20 protein-coding genes and 1 tRNA gene are annotated in these 21,676 nt (G+C 71.7%); 17 read left to right on the forward strand and 4 right to left on the reverse strand.

Annotated features, from left to right (window positions below):
* Positions 1-26: 26 nt before the first annotated feature.
* Positions 27-2,030, reverse strand: coding sequence for a TPM domain-containing protein (locus tag IFT79_RS06700; protein WP_192123367.1), 2,004 nt, complete (start codon positions 2,028-2,030; stop codon positions 27-29).
* 106 nt (positions 2,031-2,136) lie between these two features.
* Positions 2,137-2,544, reverse strand: coding sequence for a hypothetical protein (locus IFT79_RS06705; RefSeq protein ID WP_043596924.1), 408 nt, complete (start codon positions 2,542-2,544; stop codon positions 2,137-2,139).
* Positions 2,545-2,594: 50 nt separating this feature from the next.
* Between IFT79_RS06705 and IFT79_RS06710 the strand changes: the two genes are divergently transcribed.
* The 3 genes from IFT79_RS06710 to IFT79_RS06720 all read left to right on the forward strand — a co-directional run bounded on the left by IFT79_RS06710 (position 2,595) and on the right by IFT79_RS06720 (position 4,532).
* Complete coding sequence (locus IFT79_RS06710; RefSeq protein ID WP_056045943.1) at positions 2,595-3,485, forward strand: EamA family transporter; 891 nt, start codon at positions 2,595-2,597, stop codon at positions 3,483-3,485.
* Positions 3,486-3,626: 141 nt separating this feature from the next.
* Positions 3,627-3,842 carry a hypothetical protein gene (locus IFT79_RS06715; RefSeq protein WP_148053617.1) on the forward strand — a complete coding sequence of 72 codons (216 nt, stop codon included), beginning with the start codon at positions 3,627-3,629 and terminating at the stop codon, positions 3,840-3,842.
* Positions 3,843-3,947: 105 nt separating this feature from the next.
* Positions 3,948-4,532 (forward strand): recombinase family protein, encoded by a 585-nt coding sequence (locus IFT79_RS06720; protein WP_192123368.1) that lies wholly within the window; start codon positions 3,948-3,950, stop codon positions 4,530-4,532.
* A 67-nt stretch (positions 4,533-4,599) separates the two neighbouring features.
* On the opposite strand, the gene IFT79_RS06725 is transcribed toward IFT79_RS06720, so the two are convergent.
* Positions 4,600-4,674 (reverse strand) — tRNA-Arg (locus IFT79_RS06725).
* A 77-nt stretch (positions 4,675-4,751) separates the two neighbouring features.
* Here IFT79_RS06725 and IFT79_RS06730 point away from each other — a divergent pair.
* On the forward strand, positions 4,752-5,471 hold the full coding sequence (locus IFT79_RS06730; RefSeq protein ID WP_192123369.1) for a pyridoxine/pyridoxamine 5'-phosphate oxidase: 720 nt from the start codon (positions 4,752-4,754) through the stop codon (positions 5,469-5,471).
* Between the two features lie 101 nt (positions 5,472-5,572).
* Entirely contained in the window at positions 5,573-6,400 is an 828-nt protein-coding gene (locus IFT79_RS06735) for a gamma-glutamyl-gamma-aminobutyrate hydrolase family protein (protein WP_249407867.1), read from the forward strand.
* A gap of 39 nt (positions 6,401-6,439) precedes the next feature.
* Here the strand turns inward: IFT79_RS06735 and IFT79_RS06740 are convergent, their stop codons facing one another.
* Complete coding sequence (locus IFT79_RS06740; RefSeq protein WP_192123370.1) at positions 6,440-7,066, reverse strand: hypothetical protein; 627 nt, start codon at positions 7,064-7,066, stop codon at positions 6,440-6,442.
* Positions 7,067-7,130: 64 nt separating this feature from the next.
* On the opposite strand from IFT79_RS06740, the gene argS reads away from it, so the two are divergent.
* The 12 genes from argS to IFT79_RS06800 all read left to right on the forward strand — a co-directional run bounded on the left by argS (position 7,131) and on the right by IFT79_RS06800 (position 21,574).
* Positions 7,131-8,792 (forward strand): arginine--tRNA ligase, encoded by a 1,662-nt coding sequence (argS, locus tag IFT79_RS06745; RefSeq protein ID WP_173151002.1) that lies wholly within the window; start codon positions 7,131-7,133, stop codon positions 8,790-8,792.
* A gap of 83 nt (positions 8,793-8,875) precedes the next feature.
* The gene (locus tag IFT79_RS06750; protein WP_192123372.1) at positions 8,876-9,655 is read left to right on the forward strand and encodes an LmeA family phospholipid-binding protein; all 780 of its coding nucleotides are present in this window, start codon (positions 8,876-8,878) and stop codon (positions 9,653-9,655) included.
* 67 nt (positions 9,656-9,722) lie between these two features.
* Positions 9,723-11,153, forward strand: a complete 1,431-nt coding sequence (lysA, locus tag IFT79_RS06755; protein ID WP_199859511.1) for a diaminopimelate decarboxylase — start codon at positions 9,723-9,725, stop codon at positions 11,151-11,153.
* A 69-nt stretch (positions 11,154-11,222) separates the two neighbouring features.
* Complete coding sequence (locus tag IFT79_RS06760) at positions 11,223-12,554, forward strand: homoserine dehydrogenase (protein ID WP_056045923.1); 1,332 nt, start codon at positions 11,223-11,225, stop codon at positions 12,552-12,554.
* Complete coding sequence (gene thrC / locus IFT79_RS06765; protein WP_056045920.1) at positions 12,554-13,636, forward strand: threonine synthase; 1,083 nt, start codon at positions 12,554-12,556, stop codon at positions 13,634-13,636. Before IFT79_RS06760 ends, thrC begins: the two co-directional genes overlap by 1 nt.
* Entirely contained in the window at positions 13,633-14,586 is a 954-nt protein-coding gene (thrB, locus tag IFT79_RS06770) for a homoserine kinase (protein WP_123570242.1), read from the forward strand. Before thrC ends, thrB begins: the two co-directional genes overlap by 4 nt.
* 344 nt (positions 14,587-14,930) lie before the next feature.
* A complete protein-coding gene (rho, locus tag IFT79_RS06775) occupies positions 14,931-17,186 on the forward strand; it encodes a transcription termination factor Rho (protein ID WP_213016651.1) in 2,256 nt (751 codons plus the stop codon).
* A 2-nt stretch (positions 17,187-17,188) separates the two neighbouring features.
* Positions 17,189-18,271 (forward strand): peptide chain release factor 1, encoded by a 1,083-nt coding sequence (gene prfA, locus IFT79_RS16275; protein ID WP_056045910.1) that lies wholly within the window; start codon positions 17,189-17,191, stop codon positions 18,269-18,271.
* A complete protein-coding gene (prmC, locus tag IFT79_RS16280) occupies positions 18,268-19,158 on the forward strand; it encodes a peptide chain release factor N(5)-glutamine methyltransferase (RefSeq protein WP_446718853.1) in 891 nt (296 codons plus the stop codon). The genes prfA and prmC overlap by 4 nt, the downstream gene beginning before the upstream one ends.
* A gap of 39 nt (positions 19,159-19,197) precedes the next feature.
* Positions 19,198-19,875, forward strand: a complete 678-nt coding sequence (locus IFT79_RS06790; RefSeq protein WP_056045907.1) for an L-threonylcarbamoyladenylate synthase — start codon at positions 19,198-19,200, stop codon at positions 19,873-19,875.
* Positions 19,872-21,152 (forward strand): MraY family glycosyltransferase, encoded by a 1,281-nt coding sequence (locus IFT79_RS06795; RefSeq protein WP_123570237.1) that lies wholly within the window; start codon positions 19,872-19,874, stop codon positions 21,150-21,152. Before IFT79_RS06790 ends, IFT79_RS06795 begins: the two co-directional genes overlap by 4 nt.
* Positions 21,149-21,574, forward strand: a complete 426-nt coding sequence (locus IFT79_RS06800; protein ID WP_192123376.1) for a hypothetical protein — start codon at positions 21,149-21,151, stop codon at positions 21,572-21,574. The genes IFT79_RS06795 and IFT79_RS06800 overlap by 4 nt, the downstream gene beginning before the upstream one ends.
* Positions 21,575-21,676 lie beyond the last annotated feature (102 nt).

Here is a 21,676-nt window from a genome sequence, read left to right on the forward strand (position 1 = left end):
GGGGCGTGGACCGTGACGGGCGGGCCCTAGAACCGTCCGCCGCCCGAGCTGCGGCCGCCTCCGCCGCCACCCCCACCGCCGAAGCCGCCGCCCCCGCCGAAGCCGCCGCCTCCGCCACCGAAGCCGCCGCCGCCGAAGCCGCCGCCACCCCCGCTGAAGAGTCCACCGAGCAGCATGCCGGTGACGATGCCGCCGAGATCGGCCCCGGCCGACCCCCGCGTGCCGACTCCGCCGCCGAACGGGCTCGCCTGCTGGTAGGACGAGACGTCGGCCTCGGCACCGGCGGCTGCGGCCTGAGACAACTGGACGGCCTGGTGGGCCTCGAACAGTGCGGCGTCGCGGTCGGACGTCGCGAGCGACACCGCGGTGGCCAGGTGACGTTCGGCCTCGGACAACCGGGTGCGCGGCTGCGGGCCGATGCCGCCGCGACGGGTCTCGATGAAGTCGCGGGTGGCGCTGATCTGACTCCGCGCGGTCAGCAGCGCCTGGTCGAGGGCCGCCTGGGCCCGGCGCTGCTTCTCGGAGTCGTCGCGCACGGCCGCCAGCACTTGGTCGATGCGGTCGTTGGCAGCACCGAGCGAGGCGACGACGGCGAGCGGGTCGTCGGTCGTCGTCTCGGCCAGCGCGATGGAGGCCCGCGCAGCCGAGACGGAGCCGGCGACGTCGACGCCCTGCGGGGCCGAACCGTCGGGCAGCCCCTCGGCCGTCGCGATGTCCTGCCGCAGGTCGAGGGTCATGGCCGAGATGGTGCTGCCCGCCGTCCGCAGCGACACGGCGGCCCCGTCGACCGCGCTGAGCAGCTGGTCGACCTGCGCCAGGGCCTGACGGGCCTCTCGGACGGCGATGACGGCCTCCGACGTGGAGGACGACGCCAGCGCGGTCGCCGCCGTACCGGCCCTCTCGTCGGCGAACTCGAGCAGACGGTCGGCCTGGTCGTCGTTCTGGTCGATCGACGCGACCGCCCGCGCCGAGTAGATCGTGGTCAGCTCGCCGATGAGGGTGCGGGCCGAGGCGAGCCGGGCTCGTCGGGTCGCGACCTCGCCGGGGAGGGCCGCCACGTCGCTCGGCGCCCGCCCCTCGGCCTCACGCAGCTCGTCGAACGCGGCGGACTGCTCGGCGAGCGACGCGTCGGCCGCCTCGCACAACTCGATGATGCGGGTGGTCCACTCGAGGCGTTGTTCGGGGGAGTCGGGGACGGAGTCGTCCAACTTCTGCTGCAGGGCGAACGCCTCGCGGGCGTGCACCCGGGCCGCGTCGAGCGCCTCGGCGAACGGCCGGGCCGCGTCGTCCCCGAACTGTGCCGCCGCGAAACCGACCTCGTGTGCGCCTGCGGTCAACTCGTCGTCGAGGGCGACCAGCACCCGCGCGGCACGCTTGTCGAGTTCGTCCTGGCGGGCCTTCTGCGCATCGGACTCGCTGCGTCGACGTCGTGCCCGGCGGACCACGACGACGACGGCGACGGCCGCCGCGACGAGGACCAGCACGAGCAGCGCCCAGAGCACCCAGCTGAGGTCGGGCCCGGCCTCGTCGCTGCGGATGCCGTCGGCGAGGGCGACGGCGGCACCGGCCCAGTCGCCGTCACGCAGCTCGGGCACGACGACGTCGGTCTGCAGCGCCTGCCGATCGGATTCCGAGATCACGGACGTGTCGGCCGAGAGGTCGTAGAACTGGTCGTCGACCGCCACCGAGAGCAGCACGTCGTTCGCACCCAGTTGGTTCAGGGACGCCGTCGCCTCGCCCCAGGCCGTGCGGTCGGAAGGCGAGGAGAAGGAGTCGACGTAGACGACGAAGAGGTTGACGCCGGTGTCGGTCGCGAGCCGGTCGAGTGCGTCGGTCACCTCGGCCTCGTCCGCGCTCGACAGCACGTCGGCCTGGTCGACCACGTAGGCGCCCGAGAACTCGACCGGTTCGACGGCCTGGGCCGGGATGGCACCGAAGGCGATCGTGCCGACCACGGCCAGGACCGCCGCGGCGACGGCGGCCACCGTTCGTCTCGTCGGTCGTCGGCCGGTCGTGGATCTCGTGCTCACGACGCTCCCCTCGCTCGTTGCGGGGGAGTCTATCGACGGCCCCCGTCAGACCGCCCGGGGTGCCCTGTGCCCGCAGGGGGTGACGTCGAACCGGCCGCCGGACGGGTCAGGAGACGAAGAGCAGGCCCACCGACGCGACGGCGCAGACCGCCCCGACGGCGTAGAGCACCACCCCCACGGTGCGGGGCGCCCGTCCGTCGTCGTGCGGGGGGTGGACGCGGGCCCGGTGGGGTCGGTCGGGGTCGTAGTGCACGGTGAGCTCGGTCTCGAGCGGCGTCGTCACCGGGACGTCGCCGAACTGCGTCTCGTGCAGCTGCCCGTCGACGTCCATCCATCGGGCGGTGGCGGCACGGGCCCAGTCGGGCGGCGGGATGACCACGCCGACGGTGCTCTCGAGGCGGGTCGCTCGGCGCCGGAGCACCCACCCGGCCAGGAGGAAGGGCGTGCCGACGATGAACCCGAACCAGCCGAAGAGCTCCACCACCGGCGAGATGACGGAGAAGGCGTCGCTCATGCCACGATCGTACTGTGCCGCCGCGCACCCCGTGACGAACCCGGAGCCCCGTGAACCCCAGCCCCCTCGGCCGTGTGCCGTCGCCCCTGCTCGCCGTCGCGGCGATCGTCTCGGTGCAGTTCGGGGCCGCCCTCGCCAAGACGCATTTCGAGGCCCTGGGACCCCTGGGCGCCGCCAGCCTGCGCCTCGCCTTCGGTGCGACGCTCCTGGTGCTCGTCTTCCGACCGCGCCCCTGGCGATGGCCCCGTCGAACGTGGCTGGGCGTGGTCCTGTTGGGTCTCGCCCTCGCCGGGATGAACTCGCTCATCTACCTCGCGATCGACGTCGTACCGCTCGGGGTCGCGGTCACCCTCGAGTTCCTCGGTCCGCTGGTCGTGGCACTCGTGCAGACGAGACGCTGGTGGGACGCGGCCTGGGCCCTGCTCGCCCTCGCCGGGGTCGTGCTGCTCGGCTCCGACTCGACCGGGGCGATCCCCGTCGTCGGCGTGCTGCTCGCCCTCGGCGCGGGGGCGTTCTGGGCCTGCTACATCCTCGCGAACGCCGCCCTGGGGCGAGGCCGTGACCCGATGGGCGCCCTCGCGACCGCGATGCTGGTCGCCGCCCTCGTGGTCGTCCCGTTCGGGGCGCACGACGCGACGGTGGCCGTCCGGGCCGACCCGCGCCTCCTGCTCGTCTTCCTCGTGGTGGCCGCCCTCACCTCCGCGATCCCGTACGCGCTCGAGTCGGTGGCGCTGCGGAGGCTGCCGACGCGCGTGTTCGGCGTCCTGTCGAGCCTGGGGCCGGCGGTGGCTGCCCTGGCCGGCCTCGTCGTGCTCGGCGAGGCACTCGGGGTGCGCGAGGTCGTCGCCCTCGCCTGCGTCACGGCGGCGAGCGTCGGCGTCACGATCGCGGCCGGTCGCCGGCGGCGTCGTGGGGCCCTGCCCGAGGCTCCGCCGGCCTGATCGGACGGCGAGGCCTCGCGCCTGTCCGAGGAACGAGTCAGAGGCCCAGTCTGACAACCCCACGGGGACTTGTACCCCAGATGCGGGGTACGCTGCGATCACGGCCCGGTACGAGGGCCGGAGAACGAAGAAGGAGACATCATGGGTGCTGTCTTGGAGCGCACGTCCCGAGCGGAGGTCGTCCCCCTGGGCGACGGATTCCACCGCGTGTCGACGCCGACCGCCGGGGTGATCGGGTTCGTGCACGAGTCCGACGGGTTGTTCGAGGTGCTGCGGGGGCGCGTCCGCACCGCCGTCCGGCGTGAGGGTTCGTACCGCACGCTCGACGTCGCGGTGATCGCGCTCACCTACAGTTGAGTTCGACCCACCACTGACGCACGCCTCCGGGCGGACGTCCTCGAGGCCTCGCCGTCGGCGGGGCCTCACCTCTCTGTCCACCCTCGCCTCGCCGGAAGGCCCACCGTGACCGTCGTCGGGTACGCCCGCATCTCGCGAGACGACCCGTCGTCCGATCGCCAGGCGGAGCGCCTGCGGGCGGGCGGGTGCGAACGGGTCTTCGTGGACCACGCCACCGGCACCAGGCAGTCCCGCCCCGAGTTCGCCAAGGCGATCGGCAGCCTGCGAGAAGGTGACGTCTTCGTCGTGACGAACGTCGACCGGATCGGCCGCTCGGTGGCCGAGCTGGTGGGGGTGATGGCGACCCTCGACGCCCTGGGCGTCGCCTTCCGCTCGATCGACGAACAGATCGACGAACTCAACGCCTACGGCCGCTTCTTCTTCCGCGTCACCGCCGCCCTGGCCCGCTTCGACGAGCAGGTCGGCGGTGAGCTCCACCGCGCCGAGACCCGCAAACGGCAGGAGGCGCGGGTGGCGCAGACCCCGAAGCCCCCCGTCTCGAGACGCCGCCTCGACGCGGCCCGTCAGCTACGGGCCGGGGGAGCGAGCATGCGCGAGGCCGCCGAGCACGTCGCCGTCCCCGAACGCATCCTGCGTCGCGAGCTCGACCGCGACGATGCCGACCGCGCCCGCCGCCAGCAGTCCGACTGACCTGCCGCGGTCGTTCGACCGCGGCACCGGGAGGCCTGTGCATCGAGAGGGGCTTCGAGAGAAGAAGTGGTGCCCCCAGGCAGATTCGAACTGCCGCCCCTGCCTCCGGAGGGCAGTGCTCTATCCCCTGAGCTATGGGGGCCCGGGAACGTCGTCCAGGTTAGCAGCGAATCGGTCCGGCCTGGGACGGCCCCGCCGCGGGAGGTGCATCGTGGGGGAGTGACCGACGACACCCGCACCGACCGAGCCGACTCCGGCACCCGTTCCGACCGCACCGACCCCGAGGGTCCGACACTGCGTGAGCGTCTCCGCTCCGCCAAGGTCTTCCACCCCGAGTTGCCCACCTTCGACGTCGACGACGTGGCCGACGACGCGGTCGACCAGTTCGTCGCGTGGCTTGTCGAGGCCGTCGACCAGGACGTCGCCCAGCCGCACGCCATGGTGATCTCGACCTCGTCGTCCGACGGCGACGTCACGGCCCGCACCCTGCTCCTCAAGGACGTCGACGACGGTGCCCTCTGGTTCGCGACCTCGTCGATCAGCCCGAAGGGACGGCAGATCGCCGAGAACCCCCGGGTGGCGCTCACCCTGTACTGGCGCGAGCAGGGCCGCCAGGTCCGCGTGCTCGGCCGGGCGACGCCCGGTCCGCGCGACCTCAGCGAGAAGGACTTCACCGCTCGCCACCCCGACTCGCGCGCCGTCGCGATGACGCAGCCGCAGAGCAGCCCGATCACCGACGAGGCCGAGACGCGGCGTCGCCTCGCCGAGGCCAAGGCCACGATCGAGTCCGACGACACCTTCGTCCCCGACGACTGGACGGCCTGGCGGGTCGACCCCACCTCGATCGAGTTCTGGCAGGCCACCACGGGCCGCGACCAGGTGCGCCTGCGGTACGACCGCGACGGCGACGGCTGGACCCGCGCCTCCTTGTGGCCCTGACCACCCCTGAGGGAGCCGGCGGCGCGACCGCTGCCGCCGCAGCGGCGTAACGCGACGACACGCACCTGGCAGGGCGCCCGTCGCGACGGCAGCATGGAGGCATGACCTCGTACGCCGCCCCGTCGACCCGCCCGAGCGACCCCGCCGTCGCCTCGATGCGTCTCGCCGTGGTCGAGGTCACCCGGCATCGGTCGCACGCCCCCGAGTACCACGCCTACGTCGACGACATGAACTCCCGTGTCCGCGCGACCGCCGAGGCCGCGGGCTGGCAGGCGACGCGCTTCGCCGCGGGCGACCTCGGCACCGACGAGCTGCTGCGCGTGACCGCCGACGCCGATGCGATCGTCATCCTCGGTGGCGAGGATCTCTCTCCCCGTCTCTACGGAGGCGCGACCGGCTACCCGGGGGAGGGTCGCCACGACCCCGTGGCCGACGAGGCCCAGCTCGCCGTCGTGCGCCGCGCCGTCGCCCGCCGTACTCCGCTGCTGGGTATCTGCCGCGGCCACCAGCTGATCAACGTCGCCCTCGGCGGAGACCTCGTGCAACACCTGGACGACCACGACGGGGTGCACCGCACCCCCGACGCGCCGGTCGATCAGCTCATGCACCCGCACGCCGTCGGGCTCGAGCCCGGTAGTCGCCTCGCCCGGGCCCTCGGCGCCGAGCCCGTCGTCCAGAGCGCGCACCACCAGGCCGTCGGCCGCCTGGGCCAGGGCCTGTGCGTCGTCGGCCGCGCCTCCGACGGCACCGTCGAGGCCGTCGAGCACGACTCGGCCCCGGTCGTCGGCGTGCAGTGGCACCCCGAAGACAGAGGAGCCCCGGTCGGCCAACTCGAGGCACTGTTGGCGTCCTTGGGCGCCTCCGTCGAGGCGGGGCGCCTCGCCGCGTCCGTCGCCTCGCGAACGGACCAGGAGGCGCTGGTCGCCTAGGCCGCGTTCCTCACCGGAGCGCGCCTCCCGCCCTCGGTCTCAGTCGACCTGCTTCAGCGCCGACAGCACGGCAGACACGACCGGCTCGGCGTCGCCGGGTTCGAGGAAGGTCGTCGAACGGGCGACGACGAACGCCGGCGACGAGAACGCCTCGGCCGTGCCGATCTCACCGGGGGTGTCGAAGTAGCCCTCGACGCCGAAGGTCGGCACCGAGTTGCTGGTCGCGACGAGGTCGTTGGCCAGCTCGTCGAGGCTGTCCGCGTCGAAGTGCGCGACACCGACCGTGACGGTGGCGCCGCTGGAGTCCTGCCACGTGCACGTCGTGCCGTCCGCGTCGGCGACCTGCTGCAGGGCCTCACCGTCGCGGCTCGCGTCGCCGCTCGCCTCGTCGTCGACGACGGCCGTCAACCCCGGGTACCAGGAGGCGAGCGAGCCGGGATCGAGCAGCTCGCCGCAGTCGACGTCGAACGGGGTGCTCACGAGCTCGGGCGTGGCCGCCGCCGTCGGCGTCGCGACGGGGGTGGAGGACGACTCCTCGCCCGTGGTCGGGGTCGCGCTCGGCGCGGCCTGCGACGGTGCCGTGCAGGCGGTCAGAGTCAGGGCGAGGGCACCCGTCACGACGAGGGTGCGCAGGACGACGGGGGAGCGGGTCGAGGCGGGGCTCATCCCTCCATCATCACCGACGTCGGGCTCGTCGTCGTCTCCGTGCCTCCCGGTAAGATCGACCCTCGTGACTCCCGCCGAACTCTCCACGTCCCTGCTCGCCGTCGTCCAGGGCGTCCTCGAACGCCGAGGCACCGTCGACGTGGCGGTGACCGAGGGCGACGTGGCGCTCGAGCGTCCGAAGAACCGCGAGCATGGCGACTGGGCGTCGAACGTGGCCATGAAGTTCGCCAAGCGCGTCGGCACGAACCCCCGTGAGCTCGCCACCGACATCGCGGCCGACCTGGCCGAGGTCGACGGCGTCGCCGACGTCGACGTCGCGGGCCCCGGGTTCATCAACATCCGCCTCGACGCCGCGGCCGCGGGCCTCCTCGCGCGCTCGATCGTCGAGCAGGGCGAGTCCTACGGTCGTGGCGACTACTACCGGGGCGTCACCATCGACCTCGAGTTCGTCTCGGCGAACCCCACCGGCCCGATCCACCTCGGCGGCGTGCGCTGGGCAGCGGTCGGCGACAGCCTCGCCCGCGTGTTCCAGGCGCAGGGCGCGCTCGTCACCCGCGAGTACTACTTCAACGACCACGGCGGGCAGATCGACCGTTTCGCCCGTAGCCTCCTGGCCAGCGCACTCGGCGAACCCACCCCCGACGACGGCTACGGCGGGCAGTACATCGGCGACATCGTCGAGCGCGTCGTGGCCTCGACCGGCGTCGACGCCGCCGCCCTGCCGCGTGACGAGGCGCAAGAGGTCTTCCGCGCCGCCGGCGTCGACTTCATGTTCGCCGACATCAAGTCGTCGCTGCACGACTTCGGCGTCGACTTCGACGTGTACTTCCACGAGAACGAGCTGCACGAATCCCAGGCCGTCGAGCGCGCCATCGCCCGGCTCCGCGAGCTCGGGCACGTCTACGAGTCCGAGGGCGCCACCTGGCTGCGCACCACCGACTTCGGCGACGACCGCGACCGCGTCATCGTCAAGAGCGACGGCGAGGCCGCCTACATCGCCGGCGACCTGGCCTACTACCTCGACAAGCGCGAACGTGGCTTCGAACGCAACCTCATCATGCTCGGCGCCGACCACCACGGCTACGTCGGTCGCATGATGGCGATGTGCGCGGCGTTCGGCGACGAGCCGGGCGTCAACCTCGAGATCCTCATCGGCCAGATGGTCAACCTGCTGCGCGACGGCGAACCGATGCGCATGTCCAAGCGTGCGGGCACCGTCGTCACGATGGAGGACCTCGTGGACGCCGTCGGCGTCGACGCCGGCAGGTACTCGCTGGTCCGCAGCCCGGTGAACAGCTCGATCGACATCGACCTCGACCTGCTCACGAAGCGCAGCAACGACAACCCCGTCTTCTACGTCCAGTACGCCCACGCGCGCACCCGTGCGGTCGCGCGCAACGCCGAGGCCGCCGGCGTGACGCGGGACGCGTTCGACGCGTCGCTGCTCACGCACGAGACCGAGAGCGCCCTGCTCGGCGCCCTGTCCGAGCTGCCCCGCGTCGTCGTCCAGGCCGCCGAGTTGCGCGAGCCGCACCGCGTCGCCCGCTACGTCGAAGAACTCGCCGGCACCTACCACCGCTGGTACGACACGTGCCGCGTCACGCCGCTCGGCGACGACGAGGTCACCGACCTGCACCGCACCCGTCTGTGGCTCAACGACGCGGCGGGCCAGGTCATCCGCAACGGCCTCGGACTGCTCGGCGTCTCGGCACCCGACCGCATGTGACCTCGCGCGCCGCGCCTCCTCGGTGTCGACCGCAGGAGGCGCGGCGTGAGCGTCCCTCGCCACCCGGCTGACAAGATGGCCCGATGAGCGACATCGACTCCGACTTCTTCGAGGCCAAGCCCGTCGCCCGCCGCCGAGGCCGGGGCTTCGGCATCGTCGTCTTCGTCCTGCTCGGGATCGTGGTCGTGCTGGGGATCCTGGCCGTGGTCGCCGACCTCGTCGTGCGGACGGTCGCCGAGGACCAGGCCGAGAAGCAGATCTCGCAGCAACTCGGCGACGCGGCCGGTCCCGTCGACGTGCAGATCGGCGGCTTCTCGATGCTCTGGCAGCTGGTGCAGGGCACCATCGACCAGGCCACCATCTCGTCCGCCGGGTCCTCGGATGGCCTGTCGTTCGACTTCGACGTCCGCGACGTGCCGACCGACCTGAGCGGATCGACCGGGTCCATCACCGGCACGGTGACCGCCGACGCGGCGACCGTCAACGGGCTCGCGGCCGTGCAGGAGAGCGGCGGAGCGATCTCCTTCGGCGACGGACAGGTCACCTACGCCCGCGACTTCACGATCCCGCTGGTGAACACGGTCGTCCCCGTGGACGTCGTCGCGAACCCCTCGATCACGAGCGAGGGCCGGGTCATCTCGCTCACCCCGACCACGGCGTCGCTGCGGGACACGTCGGTGACGCTCGACCTCGCCCCCTTCATCGGCGGCTACGCCTTCGACGTGTGCGCCGCGCAGTACCTGCCCCAGGGCACCACCCTCACCGCCGTGGACGTCACGCCGTCGGCGGCGACCCTCGACGTCACGTCGCCCGGCCTGCCGATCTCGTCGAGCGGCATCGGCACCAAGGGGTCCTGCTCCTGACCTCCGGTGTGGCGACCATGTCGCCACGACCCTGGCCGTCACGCACCTCGGCGGTCGGTAGGCTCTGATGTCGTTCCCCGTCCTTCGAACCCCCGAGGTCCGCGTGTCCCCGAACCCCCTGGCTCCCGCCTGGCTCCACGAGCCGACCGACGCCGACGCCCTCGACCCGGCCGTCTGGTCGGCCACGGCCCAGCGGTCCTCCGACGGCGAACTCGTGCTCGGCGGCGTCACCGTCTCCGACCTCGTGGCGTCGTACGGCACGCCGCTCTACGTCCTCGACGAGGACGACGCCCGTGCCCGCGCGGTCGAGGCCGTCCGCTCGTTCGAGCGCGAGGCGGCCCGCATCGGCACGACGGCGACGGTCTACTACGCGGCCAAGGCGTTCCTCTCCGCCGAGGTCGCCCGCTGGGTGGCCGAGGCGGGCATGGCCGTCGACGTCTGCACCGGCGGCGAGTTCGCCGTGGCCCGGGCCGCCGGAGTCGACCCCGCCCGCATGGGGTTCCACGGCAACAACAAGTCGCTCGCCGAGATCGACCGCACGGTCGAGGCCGGCATCGGCACCGTCGTGCTCGACAACGCCGCCGAGGTCGGACGGGTCGCCGCGGCGGCCGAACGGCACGGACGCGTCCAGCGGGTGCGCCTGCGGGTCAACTCGGGGGTCCACGCCTCCACGCACGAGTACCTCGCCACCGCCCGCGAAGACCAGAAGTTCGGCGTCCCGCTCTCCGAGACCGCCGACATCGTCGACTCGATCCGCCGGCAGCCGTCGCTCGAGTTCGTCGGCCTGCACTCGCACATCGGCTCGCAGATCTTCGGCTCGGACGGCTTCGCGGAGGCCGCCCGCCGCCTGCTCGCCGTGCACGCCGACCTGCTGGCGTCCGGCCCGGTGCCCGAGCTCAACCTCGGCGGGGGCTTCGGCATCGCGTACACGAGCGCCGACGACGCCCGCCCGCTCGACGACCTCGCCGTCGCCCTGGCCGACATCGTCCAGGCGGAGTGCCTCCGCCTCGGCGTCGACGTGCCGCTCCTCGCGGTCGAGCCCGGACGCGTCATCGTCGGTCCGGCCGGCACGACGCTCTACGAGGTCGGCACGATCAAGGACGTCTCGGTCGCGATCGACGAGGGCAGCGCGGTGCGCCGCTACGTCAGCGTCGACGGCGGGATGAGCGACAACGCGAGGACGGCCCTCTACGCGGCGGACTACTCCGTGCGCATCGCGAACCGCACCTCCTCGGCCCCGCCCGCCCTCGTGCGGGTCGCCGGGAAGCACTGCGAGAGCGGCGACCTCGTCGTGCTCGCCGACTACCTCCCCGGCGACGTCGTCCCCGGCGACCTGCTCGCGGTGCCCGCCACCGGGGCCTACTGCCACAGCCTCGCCAGCAACTACAACCATGTCGGGCGTCCGCCCGTCGTGGCCGTGCGCGACGGCCGGGCACGCGTGATCGTGCGGGGCGAGAGCGAAGCCGACCTGCTGGCCCGCGACGCCGGCCTCGACTGAGCGATCCGCGCCTCCTCACCTCGTGCGAGCACCGCACCCCGCCGACGAAGCACCCGAGAACGGACTGACATGATCGAATACCGCAACGTGAGGGTCGCCCTGCTGGGCGCCGGCTCCGTGGGGTCGCAGGTGGCGCGGTTGCTGCTCGAGCAGGGCGACGACTTCGCCGGGCGCGCGGGTGCCGGGCTCGAGCTGGTCGGCATCGGGGTGCGCGACGTCGACGCGCCGCGCGACGTCGACCTGCCGCGCGAGCTGTTCACGACCGACGTCGAGTCGCTGATCGTCGGCGCCGACATCGTCGTCGAGTTGATCGGCGGACTCGAGCCGGCCCGCAGCTACGTGCTGCAGGCCCTCAACTCGGGGGCCGACGTCATCACGGGCAACAAGGCCCTGCTCGCGAGCCACGGTCCCGAGCTGTTCGACGCCGCCGAGCAGGTGGGCGCGCAGGTGTACTACGAGGCCGCCGTGGCCGGTGCCATCCCGATCATCCGCCCGTTGCGCGACAGCCTCGCCGGCGACCGCGTCCAACGCATCATGGGCATCGTCAACGGCACGACGAACTTCATCCTCGACCGCATGGACACCGACGGCTCGAGCCTCGAGGACGCCCTGGCGACGGCCACGGCCCTGGGTTACGCCGAGGCGGACCCCACGGCCGACATCGAGGGCTACGACGCGGCGCAGAAGGCGGCCATCCTGGCCGGCCTCGCCTTCCACACGGCCGTGCCCCTCTCCGCCGTGCACCGCGAAGGCATCACGTCCGTCACGCACGACCAGGTGGTCGCGGCTCGCAAGGCCGGGTACGTCGTGAAGATCCTGGCGATCTGCGAGCGCCTGGTCGACGACGACGGCGTCGAGGGCGTCAGCGCACGCGTCTACCCGGCGCTCGTTCCGCTGAGCCACCCGCTCGCGGCCGTGCACGGAGCGAAGAACGCCGTCTTCGTCGAGGCCGAGTCGGCCGGAGACCTCATGTTCTACGGCGCCGGCGCCGGGGGAGTCGAGACGGCGTCCGCCGTGCTGGGCGACCTCGTCTCGGCCGCGCGACGCCACGTCATCGGCGGCCCCGGCGTCGCCGAGTCCACCCACGCGAACCTGCCCGTCCTGCCGATCGGTCGCGTGTCCACGCGGTACCAGATCACGCTCGACGTGGCGGACCAGCCGGGCGTCCTCGCCGAGGTCGCCGGGGTGCTCAGCGACCACGGCGTGAGCGTGCACAACGTCGAACAGACGTCGGGTGCGACGCCGGGCGTCACGGGCGAGGGCGACGCCGTGGCCACCGCTACGCTGATCATCGGCACCCACCGGGCGCGCGAGTCCGACCTCGCCGCCACGGTGACCGCCCTGAAGAACGCCACGGTCGTGAACTCCGTCACGAGCGTGCTGAGAGTCGAAGGAGCCTGATGGCCCACCAGTGGCAGGGTGTCCTGCGCGAATACGCCGACCGTCTCGACGTCACCGACGCCACCCCGATCGTCACCCTCGGCGAGGGCGGAACGCCCCTCATCCCGGCTCCGGCCCTGTCGAACCGCACGGGCGCGAAGGTCTACGTCAAGTACGAGGGCATGAACCCGACCGGTTCCTTCAAGGACCGCGGCATGACGATGGCGATCTCGAAGGCCGTCGAGCACGGAGCCAAGGCCGTCATCTGCGCGTCGACCGGCAACACGTCCGCCTCGGCCGCCGCCTACGCAGCCCACGCCGGCATCACGGCCGCCGTGCTCGTCCCCGAGGGCAAGATCGCCATGGGCAAGCTGAGCCAGGCCGTCGCGCACGACGGTCAGCTGCTGCAGATCCAGGGCAACTTCGACGACTGCCTCGACATCGCACGCGACCTCGCCGCCAACTACCCGGTCCACCTCGTCAACTCGGTCAACAACGACCGCATCGAGGGCCAGAAGACCGGGGCGTTCGAGGTCGTCGACGTGCTCGGCGACGCCCCCGACTTCCACTTCATCCCGGTCGGCAACGCCGGCAACTACACGGCCTACACGCGCGGCTATCGTGAAGACCTCGAGATCGGCCGCGCCACCAAGCTGCCGCGCATGTTCGGGTTCCAGGCCGCCGGCTCGGCGCCGATCGTCGCCGGTGAGGTGGTCAAGGCTCCCGAGACCATCGCCAGCGCGATCCGCATCGGCAACCCCGCCTCGTGGCAGCTCGCCCTCGAGGCGCGCGACCTGACCGACGGCTGGTTCGGGGCCATCACCGACGAAGCGATCCTCGCCGCGCAGAAGATCCTCTCGGCCGAGGTCGGCATCTTCGTCGAGCCCGCGTCGGCCATCAGCGTGGCGGGTCTGCTCGAGCGGGCGGACGCCGGGGTCATCCCCGCCGGGGCCACGGTCGTGCTCACCGTCACGGGCCACGGCCTGAAGGACCCCCAATGGGCCCTGCGGCGCGCCGACGGCAGCGACGTGCAACCGACCGTGGTCGCGAGCGACACGGCCCGGGTGGCCGAGGTGCTCGGTCTCGCGCCGGCCTCTGCATGACCCCCGGGGTCGTCGGGCGTTCGGTGCTGGTCAAGGTCCCCGCGACCTCGGCCAACCTCGGTCCCGGCTTCGACACGCTGGGGCTCGCGCTGTCTCTCTACGACGAGCTCGAGGTCACGGCGACCGGTGAACCCGGGGTCTCGGTCGAGGTCACGGGCGTCGGGGCCGGTCAGGTGCCCACCGACGGCTCGAACCTCGTCGTCCAGGCCGTCGCCGCGGCCTTCGCGTCGGTCGACGTCCCTCTGCCGGGGCTGCGGCTCCGGGCTCGCAACGCGATCCCGCACGGCCGGGGACTCGGGTCGTCCGCAGCCGCGATCGTCTCGGGCATCATGGCCGCCAAGGGACTGCTCGAGGGCACGGTCGAACTCGACTCCGCGGCTCTGCTCGCCCTGGCGACCGAGATGGAGGGTCACCCCGACAACGTGGCACCTGCGCTGTTCGGCGGCCTCACGATCGCCTGGATGAACTCGCACGGCCCGTCCCACAAGCGACTGCTCGTGCACCGTGGGGTGTCGCCCGTCGTGTTCGTGCCCGAATCCACCCTCTCGACGAAGCTGGCGCGGAGCCTGCAGCCCGCCTCCGTTCCGCACGAGGACGCCACGTTCAACGTGTCGCGGTCCGCTCTGCTGGTGGCGGCCCTCGTGCAGAGTCCGGAGTTGCTGCTCGCGGCGACCGAGGACCGCCTGCACCAGAGCTATCGCGCCAGTGCCATGCCCGAGACCGACGCCCTCATCCGCATGCTGCGCGACGCCGGTCTCGCGGCCGTCGTGTCGGGGGCCGGCCCCTCCCTCCTGGTCCTCGGCAGCGACCCGGCACAGCGCTTGTTCGCCGCCGAACTGGTGCGCGAACACGCCGTCTCGGCGTGGCGTCCGTTGATGCTGGCCGTCGATCTCAAAGGTGCTACAGTGGTGCCGCACCCGGTAGAAAACTCAGATTTCCTGGGCATCTAGCATCATCCCCGCAGTTCTTCGCGGGGATTACCGCGTGGGGTCACAAGTCTTCGAGTCCCCGGGTCGCACATCCCGTAGTGCACATCTAGCAGTGTTCGTCTGCCGATCTGGTCGGCGCGCACCGCACCTCCCAGGCCTCCTGCTCATCCCGGGCAGCTGCTCGTTCAGGGCAGAGCCGGCACAGGGTCGCCCCCTCGGGGCGAACCCGTTCAGTGCAGGTGAGAGGCCACGAGGTGTGACCAGCTCTGCCCCGCCGATCAACGCGGGGGAGCGAAAGGAACCCATCACTCGTGACTGACGTCCAGAACGGCGCCGCTGCGCCGTCCACGCCCGAACTCACCGCCATGCGCCTGCCCCAGCTGCAGGCCCTCGCCTCGTCGCTGGGCATCAGCGGCATCTCCAAGCTGCGCAAGGGCGACCTCGTGGCCGCCATCGCGGCGAAGCAGGGCGAGGGGGCGGCCACCGAGGTCGCGCCCCAGCCGACGCTCGACGGAGTCGTCGACGCCGGTGTCCAGGCCTCCGTCGAGACCGCCGTCGCCGAAGGCGCCGAGGCCCCCGTCGTCGAGACGGGCACCGAGCCCACCGAGGCACCGACCCGTGCCCGCCGGGGCTCGCGCCGCGCCACGTCGGCTGCCGGGGCTCCCGAGTCCCGCGCCGCCGGTGCCCACGTTAACGCCGGCGAGACCGGTGTCACTCCTCTCGTCGAGGTGCCCGCCACCGAGGCCGTGGCCGTCGAGGCCGCCGACGCCGAGCAGGGTTCGACCGAGCAGGCTCCGACCGAGAAGGCCGCCTCCGAGCGCCCGTCGCGTCGTCGCGGCTCGCGCCGCGCCTCCGACGCGTCCGTCGCCGCCGACGCGGCGCAGCCCGGTGCGTCGGTCGAGTCCCCGGCCGCCGACGGCTCGGCTTCCCTCGAGACCTCCCCGTCCGCGCCCTCCGACGGGGCCGGTTCCGAAGCGCAGGGCCAGTCCGACCAGCAAGGCCAGTCCGACCAGCAGGGCCAGTCCGACCAGCAGGGCGGCGACCAGCAGAACGGTGGCCAGCAGGGTGGGGGCCGCCGGAGCCGCAACCGCAACCGCGGCAAGGGCGGTCAGCAGCAGACCCAGGCCGACCAGAACGGTGGCCAGCAGAACGGCAACCAGCAGAACGGTGGCCAGAAGGCCGACGCTCCGCAGAACGGTGGCCAGAAGGCCGATGCCCCCCAGAACGGCCAGCAGCGCGGCGACCAGCAGCGCGCGGACCAGAGGGCCGAGCAGCAGGCCCAGCGCGAAGCCGGCGAGAAGAACGACGCCGCCCGCGGCGAGCAGTCCGGCAACGGGCCCCAGTCCGGCGGTCAGAACGACGAGGGCGGCCGACAGGGCCGTGGCCGTCAGAGGGACCGCAAGCGCGGTCGTGGGGCGCAGAACGACGACGTCGAGCCCGAGATCGGCGAGGACGACGTCCTCATCCCCGTCGCGGGCATCCTCGACGTGCTCGAGAACTACGCCTTCGTGCGCACCACGGGCTACCTGCCCGGTGCCAGCGACGTCTACGTCTCGCTCGGTCAGGTCAAGAAGTACCACCTGCGCAAGGGCGACGCGGTCGTCGGCGCCATCCGTCAGCCCCGCGAGGGCGACCAGGGCCAGGGGCGCCAGAAGTACAACGCGATCGTCAGGATCGACTCGATCAACGGTCAGCCCGTCGACGAGGCCGCCAAGCGCGTCGAGTTCAGCAAGCTGACCCCGCTCTACCCGCAGGAGCGCCTCCGTCTCGAGACCGAGCCCCAGAAGCTCTCGACCCGCATCATCGACCTCGTGTCGCCGATCGGCAAGGGGCAGCGTGGTCTGATCGTCTCGCCGCCGAAGGCGGGCAAGACGCTCGTGCTGCAGTCGATCGCCAACGCCATCGCGATCAACAACCCCGAGGTCCACCTCATGGTCGTGCTCGTCGACGAGCGCCCCGAAGAGGTCACCGACATGCAGCGGACGGTCAAGGGCGAGGTCATCGCCTCGACGTTCGACCGTCCGGCGGAGGACCACACCACCGTCGCCGAGCTGGCCATCGAGCGCGCCAAGCGCCTCGTCGAGCTGGGCCACGACGTCGTCGTGCTGCTCGACTCGATCACTCGTCTCGGCCGTGCGTACAACCTGGCCGCACCCGCGTCGGGCCGCATCCTCTCGGGTGGCGTCGACTCGTCGGCCCTGTACCCGCCCAAGCGCTTCTTCGGTGCCGCGCGCAACATCGAGAACGGTGGCTCGCTCACCATCCTCGCGACCGCGCTCGTCGAGACCGGTTCGAAGATGGACGAGGTCATCTTCGAGGAGTTCAAGGGCACCGGCAACATGGAGCTCCGCCTGTCGCGCCACCTGGCCGACAAGCGCATCTTCCCCGCGGTCGACGTCAACGCCTCGGGCACGCGACGTGAAGAGATGCTGCTCAGCCCCGACGAGGTCAAGATCACCTGGCGTCTGCGCCGCGCCCTGGCCGGGCTCGACCAGCAGCAGGCCCTCGAGATCGTCCTGCGCAACCTGCGCGAGACGCAGTCGAACGTGGAGTTCCTCGTCCAGGTCCAGAAGTCGGTCCCCGCGTCGAACGGACACGACTCCGGCCACAAGGAGCACTGAGCGTGTTCGAGTCGGTGGCCGTGCTGCTGGCCGAGCACGACGACCTGCAGACGCAGCTCAGCGATCCGGCGGTCCACGCCGACGCCGCACGCGCCAAGAAGATCAACCGCCGCTACGCCGAGCTCAGCCGCATCGTGGCTGCTCACTCGACATGGCAGCAGGCGGCTGAAGACCTCGAGGCCGCGCGCGAACTCGCGAAGGAGGACGAGGCGTTCGCCGACGAGGTGCCCGTCCTCGAGCAGGCGCTCGACGAGTCCCAGGAGCGCTTGCGGCGCCTCCTGATCCCGCGCGACCCGGACGACGGGCGCGACGTCATCATGGAGATCAAGGGCGGCGAGGGCGGGGCCGAGAGCGCCCTGTTCGCGGCCGACCTGCTGCGCATGTACCTGCACTACGCCGAGTCGAAGGGCTGGAAGTCCGAGATGATCGCGAGCGACGACTCCGACCTCGGTGGCTACAAGAACGTGCAGGTCGCGCTCAAGTCGAACGCGTCCGACCCCTCGCAGGGCGTCTGGGCGCACCTCAAGTACGAGGGCGGCGTCCACCGCGTGCAGAGGGTGCCGGCGACCGAGTCGCAGGGCCGTATCCACACCTCGACCACGGGCGTGCTCGTGTTCCCCGAGGTCGACGAGCCCGAAGAGGTCGACATCAACCAGAACGACCTCAAGATCGACGTCTACCGGTCGAGCGGCCCCGGCGGCCAGTCGGTCAACACGACCGACTCCGCCGTCCGCATCACCCACCTGCCCACGGGCATCGTGGTCGCGATGCAGAACGAGAAGAGCCAGCTGCAGAACCGCGAGGCGGGCATGCGCGTCCTGCGGGCCCGCATCCTCGCCCGTCAGCAAGAAGAGCAGGCGGCCATCGCGTCGGACGCCCGCAAGAGCCAGATCCGGGGCATGGACCGGTCGGAACGCATCCGCACCTACAACTTCCCCGAGAACCGCATCGCCGACCACCGCACCGGTTACAAGGCGTACAACCTCGACGCCGTCATGGACGGTGCGCTCGACGCGGTCGTCGAGTCGTGCATCCAGGCCGACGAAGAGGCACGTCTCGCCGAGATCGGCGACACCGCGTCGTGACCGATGCGATCGCCGCGGCCTTCGACGGCGTGACGACGGTCGACGTGGCCCTCCGGGTCGCGTCGACCGTCCTCGTCGACGCCGGGGTACCGTCGCCCGACGTCGACGCCGAACTCCTGCTCGGCCACGTCACGGGCCTGACCAGGGGAGCCGTGCGGGCGAGGGCCGTCACGGCCGCGTCGTTGACGCCGGACGAGCAGGAGGCGCTGGTCGCCGCGATCACGCGCCGCGCCTCCCGCGAGCCCCTGCAGCACATCACGGGGCGGGCGTCGTTCCGCCACCTCGAGTTGCGCGTGGGGCCGGGTGTCTTCGTCCCGCGACCCGAGACCGAAGGCGTCGCCCAGTTGGCGATCGACGCCCTGCGCTCCAGGGCGGACGCGTCACCCGTCGCCGTCGACCTCGGGACCGGGAGCGGCGCCCTGGCCCTGGCGATGGCCTCCGAGGTGCCGACGGCCACGGTCGTCGCCGTCGAGCTGTCTCCCGAGGCAGCCGTTTGGACCCGTCGCAACATCGACGCGGTGGGGGTCGACAACGTGCGCCTCGTCGAGGGCGACCTCGCCGACGCCCTGCCCGAACTCGACGGCACGGTCTCGGTCGTGGTGTCGAACCCGCCGTACGTGCCCGTCGGCATGGTCCCGCGCGACCCCGAGGTGAGACTCCACGATCCTGCGCTCGCCCTCTACGGCGGTGAGGACGGCCTCGACCTGGTCCGCGCACTGTCCCTCACGGCCCGGCGGCTGCTGCGCCCGGGCGGAGCGCTCGTCATCGAGCACGGCGAGCTCCAAGGAGGCGCCATCCGCGACCTCCTGACGGCCGACGGTTGGCGCTCCCCGGTCACGCATCCCGACCTCACCGGCCGCGACCGGGCCACGACGGCGGTGCGCTGACCGGGTTCTCCCGGTCCGTCGCACTATCATCGTCAGGTCATGGCCACTTTTCACGACTGCTCCGTCGACTCCGAACTCCTCGCCGGCATGCGCATGGCGCGCGGTGCCATCGGTCGAGGCGAGCTCGTCGTCCTGCCGACCGACACGGTGTACGGCGTCGCGGCCGACGCGTTCGACCCGACCGCCGTGCAGCGCCTGCTCGACGCCAAGGGTCGTGGTCGCCAGTCCCCGCCTCCGGTGCTGATCAAGGGTCAAGAGACCCTCGCCGCTCTCACCGACCGGGTGCCCGAGGTCGTCCGTCCGTTGCTCGACGAGTTCTGGCCCGGCCCGCTCACGGTCATCTTCCGTGCGCAGGCGTCGCTCAGCTGGGATCTCGGCGAGACGCGCGGCACCGTCGCCCTGCGCGTGCCGAGCCACCGCATCGCCCTCGAGCTGCTCGAAGAGACCGGCCCGCTCGCGGTGTCGAGCGCCAACCTCACGGGCCAGCCCGCGGCCGAGACGGCAGGCGACGCCCGCCGCATGCTCGGCGACTCCGTGTCGGTGTACCTCGACGACGGCCCCGCGGGCGCCACGTACGAACACCGGGCCGGCGCCAACACGGGGTCGACGATCGTCGACGCGACGGGCGGCGCCGACGGGGTGTTGCGCATCGTGCGCCACGGCGTCCTGTCCGACGCCGAGATCATCCGCGTCGTCGGGGTCGACGCCCTCGCGTGAGGTACTACCTCCTCGCGCTGGCGATCTCGGCGGGGGTCAGCTTCGTGTTGTCCGTCGTCGTCTGGCGGGTGGGCCTCAAGTACCGCCTCTATCCCCAGATCCGCGAGCGGGACGTCCACCAGACGCCCACGCCGCGTCTCGGGGGAATCGCGATGTGGGCCGGCATCGTGGTCGCGCTGCTCGCGGCGTGGTTCGTCTTCCCCTTGATCTCGGGTGTCGACTACTTCCGTCTCGTCTTCGCCGACGCGGGGCCTCCTCTGGCCATCATCGGCGCCGCCACGATCATCGTCGTCATCGGAGTCGTCGACGACCTGTACGACCTCGACTGGATGACCAAGCTGGCGGGCCAGATCGTCGCCGCGGGAGTCCTCGCGTGGCAGGGCGTCCAACTCGTCTCGTTGCCCATCGGGGGCAGCCTGGCCATCGGCTCGCCCTACATGTCGCTCGTCCTCACGGTCCTCACGATCGTCCTCGTCATGAACGCCGTGAACTTCATCGACGGACTCGACGGTCTCGTGGCCGGGGTCGCGATCATCGCGAACGGCGTCTTCTTCGTCTACAGCTTCGTGATCTCGATCACCATCGGCCAGACCGAGTACTTCAACCTCGCCGCCCTCCTCTCCGCCGTGTTGATCGGGGCCTGCCTCGGCTTCCTTCCGCTGAACTGGCACCCGGCCAAGCTCTTCATGGGCGACGCGGGTGCGCTCCTCACCGGACTCGTCATGGCGACGAGTGCGATCTCGGTCACCGGGCAGATCGACCCGGCCGGGATCTCCCGGACGGCACTCCTGCCGGCGTTCATCCCGATCGTCCTGCCCTTCGCGATCCTCGTCGTGCCGTTGCTCGACTTCGGCCTGGCCGTCCTCCGCCGACTCAGTGCCGGGAAGTCCCCCTTCACCGCCGACCGCAAGCACCTGCACCACCGCCTGCTCGACATGGGGCACTCGCACTTCCAGGCCGTCCTGATCTTCTACGCCTGGACGATCGTGGCGGCCGTCGGGGGCCTGATGTTCCTCTTCGTGAAGCCGACCTACCTGGTCGCCGTCTTCCTCGGCGTCGGCCTGGTCGCCTGCACCGCCGCCACGTTGTCTCCGCTCAGCCGTCGCAAGAAGGTCGAGATCGCCGTCCAGACGACCCGCACGGGTGACTTGTCGACGACGGAGTCCGACCGGTTCGACCCGCTCGACGCCGCCGCGGACGTCCTCGACCCGCACGACACCGACACCGCGGCCAAGGCCGAGGTGCCCGAACTGACGAACCCGAAGGACCACCCATGAACGCCAGCTCGATCTTCACCCAGATCCTCAAGTACACGGGCGCACTCGCCCTCGTCATCGCCGTGGTCGGAGGAGGGCTCGGCTACCTCTTCGCCGGCACCGACGGCCTGTGGAGCGCCCTCGTGGGGGTGGGGCTCGCGATCGTCTTCGCGGCGATCACGGCCGCGAGCATGCTCGTGGCGATCCGCTTCACCCTCGGTGCGTTCTTCGGCATCGTGATGGGTGCCTGGCTCCTCAAGCTGGTCATCTTCATCGTCTTGCTCGTCCTGCTGCGCGACCAACCGTTCGTGGACGACGTCGTGTTGTTCCTGGCCCTCGTGGTCTCGATCATCGGCACGCTGGCGGTCGACGCCCTCGTGGTCGTCCGGGGGCGCCTGTCGTACGTGAGCGATGCCACGCTTCCCCCTGCTCCGCAGGACTGACGACCATGCGTGCACACGGTGAAAATACCTCGACCGATTCGTGGAAGCAACCATTACCTTGATAGGGTTGACGACGTTCCCCGGCCGCGTTTCCAGCGTGCA

It is taken from the genome of Frigoribacterium sp. CFBP 8759 (assembly GCF_014841655.1).
Lineage (GTDB): Bacteria > Actinomycetota > Actinomycetes > Actinomycetales > Microbacteriaceae > Frigoribacterium.